This is a genomic window from Zavarzinella formosa DSM 19928 (assembly GCF_000255705.1).
Classification (GTDB): domain Bacteria; phylum Planctomycetota; class Planctomycetia; order Gemmatales; family Gemmataceae; genus Zavarzinella; species Zavarzinella formosa.
Window position 1 is genome coordinate 48,185 of sequence record NZ_JH636441.1, and the last position, 14,953, is coordinate 63,137.

Consider the following 14,953-nt stretch of genomic DNA (forward strand, 5'->3'; position numbering starts at 1 on the left):
GGCATTTTCAGCCCCGGTTGCCGGAACATCAATTGGCGCTGCCTGATCGCCACCTCGCGGAGCCTTGATGCTTCGTCCTTTCCCGCCCTTCAACAAGCCATGTAACAAACGACCCCAATTTGCCAGTTTCAGGCGATTTTGAACCGAATATTTCGTCGAAAAACCGAAAAAAAGGTGTTCAAAAAGGCCTTCGGCAGTCGTTTTTCGGTCATTTTTTGGCTGTTTTCGGCCGTTTGACGCCCAAAAGTGGTCATTTTTCGGCCGTTTTTTGAACACCACCCATTCAAATTCCTCGGGAATTACACCCAGGCGCCCACATGATTTTGGCATAATCCAGCCGCTTTTCGGCCAATCCGGCATCTGTTGGCCCACTTTCGATTCGGGCGAGACTTGCGAGCAAACAGCGCTTGTTCGGCGACGACGGACGCGAGTTGGAAGCGAGATCAGGGAGCTTGGGTGTATCATTTAACATGTCCGTAGGGGGCTTTGGCGGCCGGGCGTCGGCAGGGTACACAACAGCGTCGGGAGACATGATGAACTGGCTGGCGCACGCCTTTCTATCCGAGCCCGACACGGAGTTCCGGCTTGGCAACCTGCTCGCGGATCTCGTCAAGGGGAAGGATCGCGCCCGCATGAGCGAGGCTTTTTTGCGGGGCGTGAAACGGCATCAGGCGATTGATTCCTTCACGGACGGCCACCCGGCGGTGCATCGAAGCCGGGCCAGAATCGAAGGGGATTATCCGCACGTCCGGGGCGTTCTCGTGGATATCTTCTACGACCACTTCCTGGCGCTTGATTGGGACCGATATTCGGCCGAGCCGTTGGAGGCGTTCACGGCCTCCTTGTACGCGGACATCCAAAGCCGCCCGACAGCGCTTCCCGAACAACTCCGGCCGGCCGTGGAGGCGATGATCGCCGAAGACTGGCTGGGATCGTACCGCCACCCGGCGGGAATCGAAACGGCCCTGCGCCGGGTCTCCGCAAGACTGTCGGCGCGCGTCGGTCGGGACTTTGCGTTGGAGAAAGCAGTGTCCGAATTATTGGCCCATTTTGACGGACTGCGGGCGGACTTCGCGGAGTTCTTTCCCCAACTCCAAGCACATGTGGGCCGTCTTTCAGAAGCAACATAACGGAGGATGATGCGATGCGAGCTTCGGCAAACCGGGCGATTCGTGTTGGCTTTGACAAGCGGTCGTCTCCCGGTTAATCTCCCGCCCCGGACTCGCATGGCCGAATCAGACAGATATTCTCTTGTCCGATGCCTGCCGGGTCGCTTCAAGCCGTCTGGGAGGAGCCGATGCGCGTCGCGGGGAAGTTCATCATCGGCGTGTTCACAACAGCGATCATCGCTTGCGCCATTCCGTATCAGACGCGGCCGAACCCAAAACTTTGGGACGCCAGCCCAAAAGTCATCGATGCTGCGGTTCAAGAATTCATTCAATCGCCAGGAACCAAACCCGACGAAACATTTGTATTTCTCAAGACAGACGAAGAACAGGGGCTTCGATTCAAAGCCGTCCCGGAGGGGTGGGACATCGATGCCCAAAACTGGCCGGTGATCCGCGAGATCGCTCAAGACCGGCAAGGATTCCGGATCAGAATCTCTCTAAAGTCGGCGACCGACAAAGAAATGGCCGATCATGTCCGGCCCGGCGATGACGGGAAGTACGACCCGCGCGACCTTGTGACGGTCACCGGCGGCATCCAAGTGCCTCGGACAGTGGAGTGTTACAAAGGCAAGGGCGTCACCACATATGTTTTTGAACGCAGATACTTCAAAACACCGTCCGGAGCAATTTGCGTGGAATTCTTTGTGACCGATTCTCCCGGTCAAAACCAGACCCTGGAAGATTTGCTGACGTTCCTTCATGCCAACTACGGAAAATACGAAGGCGTCTGCCGACAGGTGGCGGGTTTTGTCCGTGGTGAGAAGAAGTGACGCGCCGACCAATCTCAATGCTGTTCTCCGGAACATTGCGAGCGACATCCCCGGCTCCAAGGTCTGCCTCTCCAAGGACGGCGGGCACCTATCGCAGCCCAACAGCCGGGCCGCCGAGATATTGGCCGCCGTCACCGCCTGATGGCGAACGTGGTTCGTCATGTCGATCCGCGAATGGGTGTGCAAATCCCCGCTTGGGACTTTTGAAGTTGCGTCTTTTGGGTTTTGAAGGTTGTTTTTGGCGAGCCGAGCAGCGTAAGCTGCCGGGTGGCTTCCGGCAGGGAAGTCGCATCAGCTACGGGTTTGAATCAGGCTGAGTAAAGGGGAAGTAGTTCGACCACCGGAAGCCACCCGGCAGCTTACGCTGCTCGGCTCGCCAAAAACAACCTTCAAAACCCGAGCCTCAAAAAAGCGCAACTTCAAAACTCGGGACCGTAGCCGGGCCGGTTGGTCATTGAGGGATTTAGAAAAATGGAAGTGCGTGAGAACGAGACGGGTGGCCGCACGGTTAATGTTTTTCCGGGCGATTCGCTGAAACGTGTGCCGGCTTCGCACGCGGCGTTAATCACATCAGACATCCGTTGGATCTTTGCCGATGTGCCGGGATACTTTTTGCGAATGGCCGAATCGGCGCCTGTCCCTGCGATGGCCGAATGGCTTCGCCGGATGGTGGCCGGAGGGGATTGGCGGCTGTCGTTGCACCGCCACAAGCAATCAAAGGAAACGCGAGCCGGGTTTGCATGGCGGTCGGCCGTCATGCACTCGGCCGAGATCGGCCCCCCCTCGGGCAAAGAATGGCCTCCGGGGCCTGTCGGCGAATTCTTCACCCTGATCGGATATTTAGACTGGAACGGCTTTGGGCAGACCGGCACGTTGCATCCGCCGTTCCCTGTGCTGGACGAACGCAGCGACAGCATCCAAGATAGCCTGCGGATGGACCTGTCGCGGGCCATCGCCTGGGGCGAGTTCAACGGAGACATGCTCATCGCGATCTCGCCGGACTTCGGCGGCTGGATCACGATCTCCGGTTCCGTCGTCCCCTTGGGCACGGTGTCGGATTCGATTGAATGGGTGTTCCAATCCCTTTTGGACAATCGTTCCCCGGTGTTGCCATGAAAAACCGCCGACCGGGTTCTCGGGCTTGAAAAGAAAGAGCGGCCGGATGGCAACGAGCGGGCCATCGGCTCGTTGATGAATTGATGACGAAGACAGACAAAACGCTCTTGAACCGCGAGGAATCCGAGTCATAATCACACCTGACATCGCCGGGATTTCTTGTGAAACCCGAAAACGGCCGCTCCCGCCGGGGGCTTCCATAAGCCACCATTACGCGGTATTTTTCAACGAATAACCCCTCATATTCTTGAGAGATGACATGAAGAACGATGAGTACGATGATTACGATGACCAACGCGGTCGACGACGCCCCTCCCAAGACGACTCGACGGGCCTGACCACGGTTGACTGGCTCCTGTGCATCTTCTGCTCGGGGATTGGTTGCATTGTCGGGATTGTGCGGCTGATCCAAGGGAAACCAAACGCCGGCATGATGATTGGCGTGTCCTTGCTGTTTGCCATCATCTGGAATGTGATCCGTTTTGCCCTTGAGGCCGGCATGCAAGGCGGTCGTTGAGATGACGGCGAAGGGTCGGCTCGCCCGGCGACGACGAAGGCACTGGGAAGTGCTGGTGTTGTCGCTTGTCGCGCTGGTCGCCGCCCCTCTGTTGGAAGTGCAACCACTTGGCCGGGTGAGCGCGCGAGGTCTGCCGGAAATCGTCCTGCCGCCCACGTGCGCCTCCCAGGCGATGTTCGGCGTTGACTGTCCCGGCTGCGGGCTGACCCGTAGTTTCGTCCACTTGGCGCACGGCAGTTGGCGGGAATCATTGCAATGCCATCGTCTGGGTTGGTTGTTGATGGCCCTCGCGGCCGTTCAGGTGCCCTACCGGCTTTGCGCCCTGCGCTGGCCAAGACGGCAGTTCGTCGGCGAGGCCACGGGCCGCTGGACCGGCCGGATCATCATCGGGTTGCTGCTTGGCAACTGGGTGTTGGGGCTGGTCGGCCGGTGGATGACTTGAACTCCGCAGGGACGCGCCCTCTCAAGGATTGATTTCCAACGGGTTCATTTCCTCGAATGATCCGTCTCGCAACGACTCGGGGAGTTTGGCGCCGCACCAAGACGATTCCGTCTGGCAAACCCTCTTTTTGGCTGAAAATCCCTCCGGGCGTCACGGCCACACGGCCGAAGTGCGTTTGACGATCTCTTGCGAGGAGGCGCCGGCGGTCGGAGCCGCATCGCGGAATTGGCCTAGTTTCGGCCACGGCACCCACCTATTTACGGAGGGGCAAAACCCCTCCAGCCGTTCATCCGCATTTGCAAATGAATTCAAGAGCCCCACTGCGTCAGCGGTGGGGGTGGCCGTCACCCTCTGAAAGCACCCCCGCCGCTGACGCAGTGGGGCTCTTGAATTCATTTGCAAATGCCTGCTGATTTTGCATTAAGCCACAAAAGTCGTGCTTGTTTAAAAGCCCGGAGCCATCTTGTCGCTCAGCCCAACCCGGCGGTCTTCAGGGCTTGTTCGATTCGGTCCAAGTGGTGTTCGCGGTGGGAGCCTCGGTCGAGGTTGGGGCGGTCGGGGCGGGAGAGGGCCATTTGCACGACTTCATCGGGGACGGCGAGGAGAAATGCGTCCACTTCCTCGGCCGTTTCGACCGCCATTGCCGGCGTCCGTTCCGGGGGGATCATCTCCAAAAAAGGGAGCAACACTTCGTTGAACAACTCGCCGTCGTAGCCGCCGTTGCAGAGGTTGCCCGACGCCCAGCGGCGCATCAGGCACAGTCGCTGGCGGTCCCAAAAGGCGACATGGGCCAGCGAGACGGCGACCGTCCAGCCGTGCGGCAGCCGAATGGCCAGCATCTCCGGCGTCAGCCGCCGGGCCAGCGAGCGGAGGCGTTCTGTCTGCTGGCGGTTGCTCTCGGCAAAGGCTTCGGAAACGGGCATGGTGTTTCTCCTTCTTGCTTTTGGCTGTCACTCAATCCTTTGTAACGCATCCAATGGTCTCTTCCCCCTCCGGGCGATCAGGCTTTCTTGCCGTAGAACCGGTTGACCACCTGCTCGGCCTCGGCCCGCTTGAGCGCCTCGGGCCGGAGAACCTGCCAGACGGTGTCCGGGCCAGTGTTCATGCACGTCACCAGACAGCGATACACATCCCGCCGACGGTCGGCGGCCGGTTCGCCGACCGTGAGAGCCGTGTAGATGCCCGCCGCGTGCGACCAGATGGCGATCTCCCGTTCCGGGTTGGCGTCGCGGCGAAATCCCTCTTCCCATTCCTCGAAGGAGATCGGGCGATGCTCGGCAAACGCCGTCTGGATTCGCCGGACGTACTCCCGGACACCCTCGTCGAACTCCGGGTGTTTGACCTCGCCCAATTGCAACTGCTCGGGCAGCGCCCAAACCAGTTCGCCGGTCGATTGCAACTTCACCTGGATGGCGTTGGGCCGCAATTCCGACGCCGGGATGCGGACGACCCGCCCGTTCGCCACGTCCAGAAACGGAACCATCTCCGGCCCCCGGCCGTCGAATGCCTTCCGCACCCAGTCCCCGATTCCCATGATCGTGCCCTCTGTGTTGGATGATTCCGCTCTGCCGTCCATTGGCCGCATTCCATCGGATGTGATTGAACCAGCCGCTATTCTTTCGGCGGGACCGGCTTGGGCCGCAGGGATAATGTCCATTGGCAGGGGATGCCCGCGTAGTGGGCGCGAAGGCGGTCTTCGACATGCTCCGGATCCCAGACGGCGGCACATTCCAGCCCTTCGCAATCCGCCAGCGTCCCGAGCGGGCCGTCGCATCCGTCATAGGTCAGCCGAATGTCTTGCGGCCTCAGCGCGTCTTGGTTAAATCGTCGAACCGGCGACTGCAACGCCGCCGAAACGGGGGCGTCGCCGATCTTTGCCCAACGCCCTTTGGAATGCGCGTGGCCCATGACCCACAATCGAAACAGGACCGGCCGGGCGGCCGCTTTCTCTGCCGGCCATTCGTCCGTCGTCCGGCTGTCAAAGAAAGCATACTCCGGGGTGTCCAGCATTTGCCCGTAGGCGTGAAAGCCATCCCCCAGCGGAATGACAACCACCGCTCCCCGTGTCCACCGCTGGCGTTTCATGGTCATGTGCCTCTGTTGTCAGGCAATCTCTTTCATCGTTCAGGCAAGGTGTTTGGCCCGTCGTGTTTGCGACGCTCCATCAGCAGCCAGCGACGGCACGCTTGAAAACCGTCCCGACGCCCCCGTTCAGGCAAAGCCGGTTCGGACATGGCAATCGGCTCGGCCGTCTCGTCCGCCGGGTCGAGTTTGCCCTTTTGATAACGCATCCAACAGTCCGACCATCCTTGCCGGTGTGTTCCTGCGTAGTCCTCGTGCCCGTTCCTGTCGTACCGCTGGCGGTCTTTATCTTGGAACACATAGTGCAAAGGCACGTCGTCCGGGATGACGAGTTCATAGCCCGGCAGTTCCATCGACGGGTCCGGCTGACGACAACCCGCCATGAGAATGGCCAGAAGTGCCGCCAACAGGCAGCGTCTTGCGGACATGATGTGTTCCCTCATTGGCGAAGGCTAAATCAATGGCCATGTTGCCCCGGAAGTCTCGTTCACTTCGGCGCGGCCTTGCTCTCTTCTGGCGGTGGCTGTTTTGCCGGACATTGGATCTTGCCTTGTGTGCACCCCGCCACCCAGGCGAGGCCGAACCATGAGGCCAACACCAGGGCCACCCGTCGAACCGCTTGCCGTGTTCTTCGCATGCGACCGGCGGGGCAATCGCGGGTGATGACCGTGCCGTCCGACCGGCGGTACAGCCGCACGCAGACTTGCTGCGGAAGGGAAATCAATTCGGTCGCCTCGGCCGTCGTCAGGGCGGAGAGGTCGTAGACCGCCTGATCGCATTGTGAACAATGGCGAACGCGGTTGTCCCCCGCCATGCCCGCCCACTCAACCGGACACGGGCTGGAGATGCGGATGTCGTCGAGAATGTTCAGCGATTTCTTCATCTCGCCCTCTTTCGCCATCGGATGCCACGACCGAGATCCTTTGTCAAATGATTCGCGAGCCGGCCGTTGCTGGTATTTTACAAAGTGCGGGCTTCCATCATCGTGTCAAGGGTTCTCCCGCCACCGGGCCGGGGGCCAGTAAATGGCGGTTACCACTCCCCGGACCTCGTTCAATCGAACCGGGCCAAAATAGCGGGAATCAGCGCAATGTTCCGTGTTGTCTCCGAGCAGGAAGCACTCGTCTGGCCCCAAGACCCATTGTTCTTGCGGGGAATCCAGCCCCGGAAGGTATCGAATTGGCCCCAATTTGGCGGGGGGTTCCAGTTGCTGGCCGTCAACCCAAACCATGCCCTCCCGGATCTCGATTTGCTCTCCCGGCAGCCCGACCAGCCGCTTGACGAATTTGTCTTCCGGCCGGTTCGCGTGCGAGAACACCACCGCGTCCCATCGTTGCGGCTTGATGGTTTTGTTCCACAAAAACACGTCGGCCTGCCGGGTGGGCCGGGGCCGCTCCGTGTACTCGTAAGTCTCGGCCACAAGAGAGCCGGACGGCTTTCCCGGCGGGATGGCCGATTCATCACCGGGGGTGTTGGCCGCGATCACAAGATGATGGCCGCCCGGAAGAGTCTCGACCACATGAAACCCCCGGATATTCGGGGACATCGAACTGTTCGGAATCTCAGCCACGCCCAGACAAACAGAGGCGATTCCAAACACCACCACCCAGGCAACCAGACTGCCCGCGAACTGCATCACCCAAATTCTTCGGACATCGCGAAAGGGAATGCCAAGGGCAAACCGGAGCAACGGAAACATGACAGCCACATCGGCGACGAGGATGGCCGCCGCCAACCCCGCGATCCGGATGGCCTCATCATCAAAGGCCGCCAACCCGGCCCAAACTCCGATGGTTGCAAGGAACCGAATCCCGACGAGAATGGTCGGCCGAAAGAGGCCTTCTCGCTCCAGCCGACGGGAACGAATTGCCAGCCGAAGGCTGACCGCTTGGATGGCCAGCCCGGCCATCGCCAACAATGTAACGAGTAGAAGTGTGTTCATGAATTTTGGTTGCCATCAGGGAGGCAATGGAACCACCGGCCGATTTGCCGGACTGTTCATGAACTTCTTCGTCTTACGTGGGTAGCCATTCAAAAGCGGACGGGTTTCTCTGTGAAAACATTCAGAAAAGGCCGACCCGACTTGTTCGGTGTGATCCACGCCTGACCGCCGGTTTTGGTGTGATGATTTGTTGCGGTTTCCAAGATGGTCTTGGTATTGGCGAGCCGAGCAGCGTGAGCTGCCGGGTGGCTTCCGGCGGGATGGTGCTTTCCACCACGGGTTTGAGTCTGGCTGAGTAAAGGGAAAGTGGTTTGACCACCGCAAGCCACCCGGCAGCTCACGCTGCTCGGCTCGCCAAAGCCAAGATGCCAACTCAAACTTCCGCGAGTTTCGCATAGGCGTGGTCGATGCCCGAGGCGCCGGCCTCGAAGACTTCACCGGTGACGCGGTCCCGGAAATACCACCAGTAGCCGTCGTTGGTGTTGCCGAAAGTTTCGATGCGATGCCCGCTCTCAAAGTCGAGCCGCAGGTCGGGAAACAGGGAGCCGATGCCCACGCCAAAAAGGGCGGTGCGGTTGAGCGGGTTGAACAGCGCGCTCCATTCATCCCACAGCGGCTGGTTGGCTTCCATGTCCTCGACGCCGTCCCACTCCGGCCAGTCGGCGCTGCCGGTGATGAGCTTGTCGTCCCGCGTCAGCCGCCACGGCGGGTCGATCCAAAAGTAAGCCCGGCCGTTGGAGTCTTGCTCGCAACCGAGCCGAATCTTGATTGAATTCGCCGCCAGCGACCGCTCGCAGCTTGCGCCAATCAGCGACCGAAGAGTCGTCGCCAATGTCTTGCGGATTTCATCCATCGGAACCCCTCCCGAATGGCACGCCCCACCATTCACCGTAACTCGTCGGCAGGATGAGTGCAACAGTATCCCGGTGAAACCATTCATCGCCGGTTGGGTAATGCGGCCAGACAGGTTGGGTTCAGTCGCCGGGGAAAATGTGTTCGACCATCCCTTGCTCCAAGGTTTTTTCGTAAAAGGCATCCAGAGACGGCAAGAAGTACCCATGCGCCCACTCTAAATATCGAGGGCCGCATACATGCCCGAAGAAAGCCCGGACCTGCCCCTTGCTGTCCCGGATCACCATCGTCCCGCCGCCGCGGAGCCACATGCCGTGGCTGCTTTGGGATTTCCCGAAAGCCCACTCGCCGTTCGCAAACCGGAGGACAACCACGTCCCGGTCGAGAGCCGCCGCCTCGTCTGGTCCGGCCGCCGCCAAAAGGGCGGCCCGCCACTCGGCCGCCAACTGCGGCGAGCCACGATCGCTGCCGCCGGAAGCGGCCACGAACAAGCAAAAAAATCCGCAGAACGACAGGCCGGCAATGCACGCAATGACAAGGGGAAGCCTTGCGATGGTCTTCTTCCAATTCATCAGCCGATGCCTCCGCTCATCATTAGTGTGACGGCTTTTCGTTTGATTCAACGGCCATAAAACCGGGAAATGTCAAAGTAGACGGTTCGTTCCTCGCCCCGGTTGTTTCGCAGGGTGTGAACGTCATAATGTTTGCCCGCAATCTCCGACAACGCCTGGATTCCCGGCCGAAAGCCGGGGCAGTGTCGGCGAATCCAGTCGTATTCCTCGCCGATGCTGTTGGCGATGATGGCTTTCTCCGGCGAAGAACCGTCCCGGTCCCCGCCGTTTCGGCCGAACAGAAAACTGAGCAGGCCCATTGCGATTCTCCTTGTCAATAGAGGGGCCAAACGGGCCAATGGCCCATGAGGATCATTGGAATTTACCTGATCGGCGGCAAGAAGTCTCCCTGGCCGTGCGGCAGACAGACCACAAACTTCATGGTACGATTGGGCGAACTGGTTGCGGTCGAACACAGCTTGGGGTCGGCGCGTTCCCGAGTCTGCAAGGGAGGAGACATGTCTTGGAACTATCGCGTCATGGTCAGGGACGGGGAACACGCCATCCACGAAGTGATTTACGATGATGATGGTCGGATCACAGGCTACACCGCCGAGCCGGTGTTTCCGGCAGGCGAGTCGGCGGAGGCATTTGCCGCCGAGTTTGCATTGTACTCACTCGCGCCGCTTCGCCCGGTTCTGGACTATGCGGAGGTTGAAGCCGAGTCCGAGGCAAGACGCCGGGGGACTGCTGCGGATTCTCCCGGTCAGCAGAGCCGTTCGGCGTCTTCATGATCAAAGTGACTTTATACGATGCTTGTCACCGGCCAAATTGTTGAAGTGGTGGCTGAGAAAGTTGCCGTGTTCGGCATTTTCTGCCGTCACGAAGAGCAAAAACTTCTGGTGCGGATTCCGGAAATCTCGCGGATCGCGTCCTTTGGTTCATGTCATCAATTCGCAGAACCGGGTGATCGGCTGACGGTGAGGATCATTAGAAAATAAGGCGTCGAACGGCTGTAAGCCGTGATCGACGCCGCCTCCTGATGGCGCATGGCCGTTGACCGGATGAGGCGGCCTTTCCCCCCGGCCATCATTTGTCAGGCGAGTTCAAACACCACGGCGAAGCCTGATTTGCCCCAGACGCCTTCGTCGATCAGGCGGGCGGTTGTCAGGCCGGCGCGGAGTTTGTCGCATTGGGTGCGGCCGATGGCTTCCCCGTAGGTGACACGGCATCCGCTGGCGCCGATCCGGAGGATTTCGTTGATCGTCACCGGGAAAATGGGGCTTCCCCGGCAGGAGATGTTGTTGACGGATTTGTCGGGGATTCCCGGCGGCTTGCGCGGGTCGTTCGTCCAGGGGCGGTTCCCGATGGTGACGCCGGCGGGGGCGTTGCCGTTGGAGAAGGTGTGGCTGCAAAAATCAATGTCGCTCGAATAATCCTCGAAGCCGGCCGACTCCCCCTCGCCGAAGAGGTTGATCTTGCGGCCCGGCTTCGGGTTCAGCGGGGTGCCTTCCTTGGAGACGAGGCCGGTTTTGAACCTTGGGTCTGGCGAATAGTCGCCCGGCGGCAGGCTTAACACCGTCACCTTGTCAACCAGCGAAAGCAGCCGCATGACGCCCGACAGTTTCTGCGGCGGTTGCGGCGGGGATACCCTTGCTTGAAAGAATGTCTCGCCGCAAAAAAGGGCGTCGAAGGTCACGGTGATGTCGTCGCCTTGAATGTCCATCTCTTCAAAGTTTTTGTCCGGCGTCTTCGCGCCCCTCATTTTGGCCACTTGGAAACTGTTCTTTGACTGCCCGTAAAAATGGATCAGTTGGGAGCGGACCACGTTGCCCCCCTTGCCGCCGACGATGCGGATGGTGCCGATGCCCCCTTGCGCGATGATGACTTCCTGCGTCGGCAGGCCCGGTCCCGGCGTGCCGGCCGGGGGAACGGGGATCGGGTTCAAATCGGTGATCTTCAACGGATTGGAAGAGGTCACCTTGAACGCCGGTCCCTGCTGTTGCCGGGCGGGGATGATTTTCGGGAACGGGTGGACCGGGGCGAGCAAGAGAGGTTTGTTCTCGGCCGCGAAGACTTCCAAATCCAGCGCGGTCATCGTCATCTTGCCGACGATGTCGTCGGCGCTGGTCTGATAGGCGCGGTTGATGATTTTTCGCTTTTGCTTGTACGCCAGCACGGCGGCGGCCGTCGCCGCCCCATAGGCGCCGTCCGGGGTGAGCTTGGCGCCGTCCACAAACACGAGAGCCTGCTGAATCTTGCGGACATGCGCCCCGCTCGCCCCCGGCGTGATGTGGGCCGGATCGGAAACGGCGGCCGCCTCCAGTTTGGGATCACCGCGAAAAAGTTGGGATAGAAGCGACATGCCAGGCCCGCTTTCGTCGTATGAGGTCGAACTAATGTTCCCCTGCCTGCGGCTTTTCGACAAAAGACCATGCCATTCCGAAACCCCGGCCGGACAGCCATTTGATGTTTGGGCCAATTTTCCCGAAAAAAGTGTTCAAATCCCGGAAAAAACAGGAGGCCGGCACTTTCGACGGGGATGGCCTGACGACAAATCAAGAAGTTTGCCGCACGAGGCGGCTTTCTCTCAACGCAGATTGCTTGAGGCGCCGGTCACCAGCAGCAAGATGGTGAGGATGCCGAGAACGAGCAGGCCCATGCCGGAGACGCCCGCGATGATGAAGAACCGGATTTTGAACGGCATCCCCAGCCAATCCTCGCGGCCGGCCGTCATCTCGATCGGAATTTGAATCATCCGGATCATCGCATACACCGCGATAATCAACCCGATCACTTGAAACATGCCGCGTCCCTCTGTTGATCCCATGAATTCAGGCAAGCCCCGGATGATTATGGCTGGGAACCCCGGCCGGCACAACGACAAAACACGATTGGTTTGGATGGATGCCGCCGTTATCCTAACGTTGATGCCCCGAAGGCCCGGCCGCAGATCGCGGGGGCTTTTGTCGGGAGGCAACTGCTCGGCCTCTTGAGACTGGAGTCAATTGATGAATGGTTACCGTTGTTTGATCATCGCCGTGTCGATGCTCGTCGCTGGGTTTCCGGCGGAGCGGTCGCGGGCCGATCCGAAAGTCGAGGCGAAAGCCGCCGAGGAGCGGATTGTGCTGACCGAGTCGGCAGCGGCCAGAGTCAACAAAGTCAAGGCCGCCCAGCCGGTGACGACGTATCTTCGCGTTTCCATCACCGACGCCGGGGCGCTCAGTCTCGACCTCGACCCGGTCACGGATGCGAAAGAAGATTTCACCGGCAAATCACAGGGCATTCAGTGGGTCGTTGATCGCAAGAGCGCCAAAATGCTGCCCGTGGGCATTGTGGTCGATTATGCTGAAAGAGAAGGCTCGGGCGGGTTCCGGTTTGCCTCGCCGGGCACGAGCAATGCCGTGCCGGACACGAGTATTTCCCTCGCCCGGGCGCGCAAAGATTTTAAGTCCAACTTGCAAAAGACAAAAGAGGCCGGGAAAGAGTCGGCGCCGAAACCGCCGGAAGATCTGTTTCAACTCGTCCGTTACGAGGCGGCGCCCGGCAAGCTGCCCGCGTATTTGAGCAACGATCCGAAAGACCAAAAGAAGCATCCGGCGATTGTCTGGATCACCGGCGGCGATTGTAATTCGATTGACGCGGGCTGTTGGCGGAACGGCGGGGACGCCGACCAGTCCGCGTCCGCTTATCGCAAGAACGGGATCGTGCTCATGATTCCCTCGCTCCGGGGCGGGAACGACAACCCCGGACCCAAGGAATCATTCTTGGGGGAAGTGGACGACGTGCTGGCGGCGGCGGCCTATCTGAAAAAAATCCCTTATGTGGACCCGGACCGCATCTATCTGGGCGGCCACAGCACCGGCGGCACCCTGGCCCTTCTGACGGCCGAATACTCCGACGTGTTTCGGGCCGTCTTCTCGTTCGGCCCGGTCGATGATGTGCTCATGTATGGGTTTCATGACATTTCATTTTCGATGAGCGATCCGAAGGAACTTCAACTTCGGTCGCCGCTTTTCTGGTTGCATTCGATCAAGAACCCGGTTTTCGTCATCGAGGGAACGGAAGATGGCAACGCCGGTTCTCTGTTGACGATGGCAAAGACCACAAAGAACCCCAAGGTTCAATTCTTTGCGGTCAAGGGGGCCAACCACTTTAACGTGCTGGGCTCCTCAAACCGGTTGATTGCCGAAAAGATCGTGAAGGACACCGGTCTCGCCTGCAATTTGACGCTGACCAAGGAAGAACTCGACAAGCCATTCGCCGGGAAATAATCATCGGTCGGGAGGGCTTGGCCAATGGATGTCGCGGAGGGGGTGTGGCTGGAGGTTCGCGGGACGCGCCTGGCATGGGGCGCCTCGCCCGTCGAACTTCGCGCCAACACTTCGCCAGACTTCGAGACGGTCCGTCAGGAGGACGATCCCGGAGCCATCGTGTTTTCTTGGAACGACCGGATATTGGGAGGGCTTCCATGCCAAATCAGGACGACATTCGAGAGCAAATATTGGCCGCTGAAAGCGCTGCGATACCTCCATTTGACGCTATGGCCTTCGCCCGCCATCCAATCCTTTCAAGACAAATTCGCATGGACTCAGCGAGAATTGATTGACCGGTTCGGGGAGCCGCTCTTTACAAGCGACGATGGTGGTCAGGGGGAGGCGGCGTGGCAGCTTGGCAAGGTGGTGATCCGCAATCGGTATTTCGACGAGTTCGGCAGCTTCAGTGAGGTATTGTTGTTCGTGGGCCAAGCCTGATAAAGCATTAAACCGGTTCCGTGATCATTATCTTGAATCATCCATTAATTAATCGCGCATGACTCCTTGTTGAAAGGAATCTCTCCATGACATTTCAACAACTCTTTAACGTGGCGTTGCCGGTCATTCAGGCGCCGATGGCGGGGGTGCAGGATGGGGCGTTGGCGGCGGCGGTGTCCGGGGCGGGGGGATTGGGGTCGCTTCCCTGCGCCATGCTGGCGCCGGAGGGGATTCGCAAGCAGTGGGGGGCCATTCGCGCGAAGACCTCGAAGCCGGTCAACGTGAACTTTTTTTGCCACACGATGCCGGCGCCGGACCCGGAGCGGGAGGCGGTCTGGCGGGCGGCTCTCGCCCCTTATTTTGCCGAATTTGGCATCGACCCGGACACGATCCCCGCCGGTCCCGGCCGGCTCCCCTTCAGCCACGAGGCGGCCGACGTTCTTGACGAGATTCGGCCGGAGGTCGTCAGCTTCCATTTCGGCCTGCCGTCGCCGGAATTGCTGAAACGGGCGCGCCGATGCGGCGCCAAAATCCTCTCGACGGCGACCACCGTGGCCGAGGCGAAATGGCTGGAGACGCGCGGGGTAGACGCCATCATCGCCCAAGGATCCGAGGCGGGGGGCCACCGGGGGAACTTTCTCTCGGACGATCTCAACACCCAAACCGGCACGCTCGCGCTGGTCCCGCAGGTGGTCGCGGCCGTCCGGGTTCCGGTGATCGCCGCCGGCGGTATCGCGGATGCCCGAGGCGTCGCGGCC

General features: G+C 60.0%; 21 protein-coding genes. 9 read left to right on the plus strand and 12 right to left on the minus strand.

Going from position 1 to position 14,953, the window contains the following annotated elements:
• A partial coding sequence (locus BGIM_RS65890; protein WP_238537664.1) for a hypothetical protein occupies nucleotides 1-360 on the minus strand: 360 nt, incomplete at its 3' end.
• Between the two features lie 170 nt (nucleotides 361-530).
• Here BGIM_RS65890 and BGIM_RS0116605 point away from each other — a divergent pair.
• The 5 genes from BGIM_RS0116605 (at nucleotide 531) to BGIM_RS50790 (ending at nucleotide 4,014) form a co-directional block, all read left to right on the plus strand.
• Nucleotides 531-1,130, plus strand: a complete 600-nt coding sequence (locus BGIM_RS0116605) for an acyl carrier protein phosphodiesterase (RefSeq protein WP_020470863.1) — start codon at nucleotides 531-533, stop codon at nucleotides 1,128-1,130.
• A gap of 167 nt (nucleotides 1,131-1,297) precedes the next feature.
• A complete protein-coding gene (locus BGIM_RS0116610) occupies nucleotides 1,298-1,939 on the plus strand; it encodes a hypothetical protein (protein WP_157369155.1) in 642 nt (213 codons plus the stop codon).
• 471 nt (nucleotides 1,940-2,410) lie between these two features.
• Nucleotides 2,411-3,055: a hypothetical protein gene (locus BGIM_RS0116615; RefSeq protein ID WP_020470865.1), complete on the plus strand. Its 645-nt coding sequence runs from the start codon at nucleotides 2,411-2,413 to the stop codon at nucleotides 3,053-3,055.
• Between the two features lie 259 nt (nucleotides 3,056-3,314).
• Nucleotides 3,315-3,572, plus strand: a complete 258-nt coding sequence (locus BGIM_RS0116620; protein ID WP_020470866.1) for a hypothetical protein — start codon at nucleotides 3,315-3,317, stop codon at nucleotides 3,570-3,572.
• Between the two features lies 1 nt (nucleotide 3,573).
• Complete coding sequence (locus tag BGIM_RS50790) at nucleotides 3,574-4,014, plus strand: DUF2752 domain-containing protein (protein ID WP_040889380.1); 441 nt, start codon at nucleotides 3,574-3,576, stop codon at nucleotides 4,012-4,014.
• Between the two features lie 470 nt (nucleotides 4,015-4,484).
• On the opposite strand, the gene BGIM_RS0116635 is transcribed toward BGIM_RS50790, so the two are convergent.
• From BGIM_RS0116635 to BGIM_RS0116675, 9 genes are all read right to left on the minus strand, one after another.
• Nucleotides 4,485-4,937: a hypothetical protein gene (locus tag BGIM_RS0116635; protein ID WP_020470868.1), complete on the minus strand. Its 453-nt coding sequence runs from the start codon at nucleotides 4,935-4,937 to the stop codon at nucleotides 4,485-4,487.
• A 77-nt stretch (nucleotides 4,938-5,014) separates the two neighbouring features.
• Complete coding sequence (locus tag BGIM_RS0116640) at nucleotides 5,015-5,590, minus strand: hypothetical protein (protein WP_020470869.1); 576 nt, start codon at nucleotides 5,588-5,590, stop codon at nucleotides 5,015-5,017.
• Nucleotides 5,591-5,625: 35 nt separating this feature from the next.
• On the minus strand, nucleotides 5,626-6,099 hold the full coding sequence (locus BGIM_RS60405) for an Imm26 family immunity protein (RefSeq protein WP_072022273.1): 474 nt from the start codon (nucleotides 6,097-6,099) through the stop codon (nucleotides 5,626-5,628).
• A 32-nt stretch (nucleotides 6,100-6,131) separates the two neighbouring features.
• On the minus strand, nucleotides 6,132-6,524 hold the full coding sequence (locus BGIM_RS0116650) for a hypothetical protein (protein WP_020470871.1): 393 nt from the start codon (nucleotides 6,522-6,524) through the stop codon (nucleotides 6,132-6,134).
• Nucleotides 6,525-6,583: 59 nt separating this feature from the next.
• Nucleotides 6,584-6,979, minus strand: coding sequence for a hypothetical protein (locus BGIM_RS50795; protein ID WP_020470872.1), 396 nt, complete (start codon nucleotides 6,977-6,979; stop codon nucleotides 6,584-6,586).
• 105 nt (nucleotides 6,980-7,084) lie between these two features.
• Nucleotides 7,085-8,038, minus strand: coding sequence for a signal peptidase I (gene lepB / locus BGIM_RS57640; protein ID WP_020470873.1), 954 nt, complete (start codon nucleotides 8,036-8,038; stop codon nucleotides 7,085-7,087).
• 373 nt (nucleotides 8,039-8,411) lie between these two features.
• On the minus strand, nucleotides 8,412-8,891 hold the full coding sequence (locus BGIM_RS0116665) for a hypothetical protein (RefSeq protein ID WP_020470874.1): 480 nt from the start codon (nucleotides 8,889-8,891) through the stop codon (nucleotides 8,412-8,414).
• Nucleotides 8,892-9,012: 121 nt separating this feature from the next.
• Entirely contained in the window at nucleotides 9,013-9,462 is a 450-nt protein-coding gene (locus tag BGIM_RS0116670) for a hypothetical protein (RefSeq protein WP_020470875.1), read from the minus strand.
• 47 nt (nucleotides 9,463-9,509) lie between these two features.
• Nucleotides 9,510-9,761, minus strand: a complete 252-nt coding sequence (locus BGIM_RS0116675; RefSeq protein WP_020470876.1) for a hypothetical protein — start codon at nucleotides 9,759-9,761, stop codon at nucleotides 9,510-9,512.
• Between the two features lie 198 nt (nucleotides 9,762-9,959).
• Here BGIM_RS0116675 and BGIM_RS63010 point away from each other — a divergent pair, with 198 nt between their 5' ends.
• Nucleotides 9,960-10,235: a hypothetical protein gene (locus BGIM_RS63010; protein ID WP_157369157.1), complete on the plus strand. Its 276-nt coding sequence runs from the start codon at nucleotides 9,960-9,962 to the stop codon at nucleotides 10,233-10,235.
• A gap of 302 nt (nucleotides 10,236-10,537) precedes the next feature.
• Here the strand turns inward: BGIM_RS63010 and BGIM_RS65895 are convergent, their stop codons facing one another.
• Entirely contained in the window at nucleotides 10,538-11,806 is a 1,269-nt protein-coding gene (locus tag BGIM_RS65895) for a hypothetical protein (protein WP_020470879.1), read from the minus strand.
• 225 nt (nucleotides 11,807-12,031) lie between these two features.
• A complete protein-coding gene (locus BGIM_RS0116700) occupies nucleotides 12,032-12,247 on the minus strand; it encodes a hypothetical protein (RefSeq protein WP_020470881.1) in 216 nt (71 codons plus the stop codon).
• Between the two features lie 205 nt (nucleotides 12,248-12,452).
• Between BGIM_RS0116700 and BGIM_RS63015 the strand changes: the two genes are divergently transcribed.
• The 3 genes from BGIM_RS63015 to BGIM_RS50815 all read left to right on the plus strand — a co-directional run.
• Complete coding sequence (locus tag BGIM_RS63015; protein WP_020470882.1) at nucleotides 12,453-13,715, plus strand: prolyl oligopeptidase family serine peptidase; 1,263 nt, start codon at nucleotides 12,453-12,455, stop codon at nucleotides 13,713-13,715.
• Between the two features lie 24 nt (nucleotides 13,716-13,739).
• Nucleotides 13,740-14,195: a hypothetical protein gene (locus BGIM_RS0116710; RefSeq protein WP_020470883.1), complete on the plus strand. Its 456-nt coding sequence runs from the start codon at nucleotides 13,740-13,742 to the stop codon at nucleotides 14,193-14,195.
• Between the two features lie 86 nt (nucleotides 14,196-14,281).
• The coding region (locus BGIM_RS50815) for an NAD(P)H-dependent flavin oxidoreductase (RefSeq protein WP_202947284.1) at nucleotides 14,282-14,953 on the plus strand (672 nt) is incomplete at its 3' end.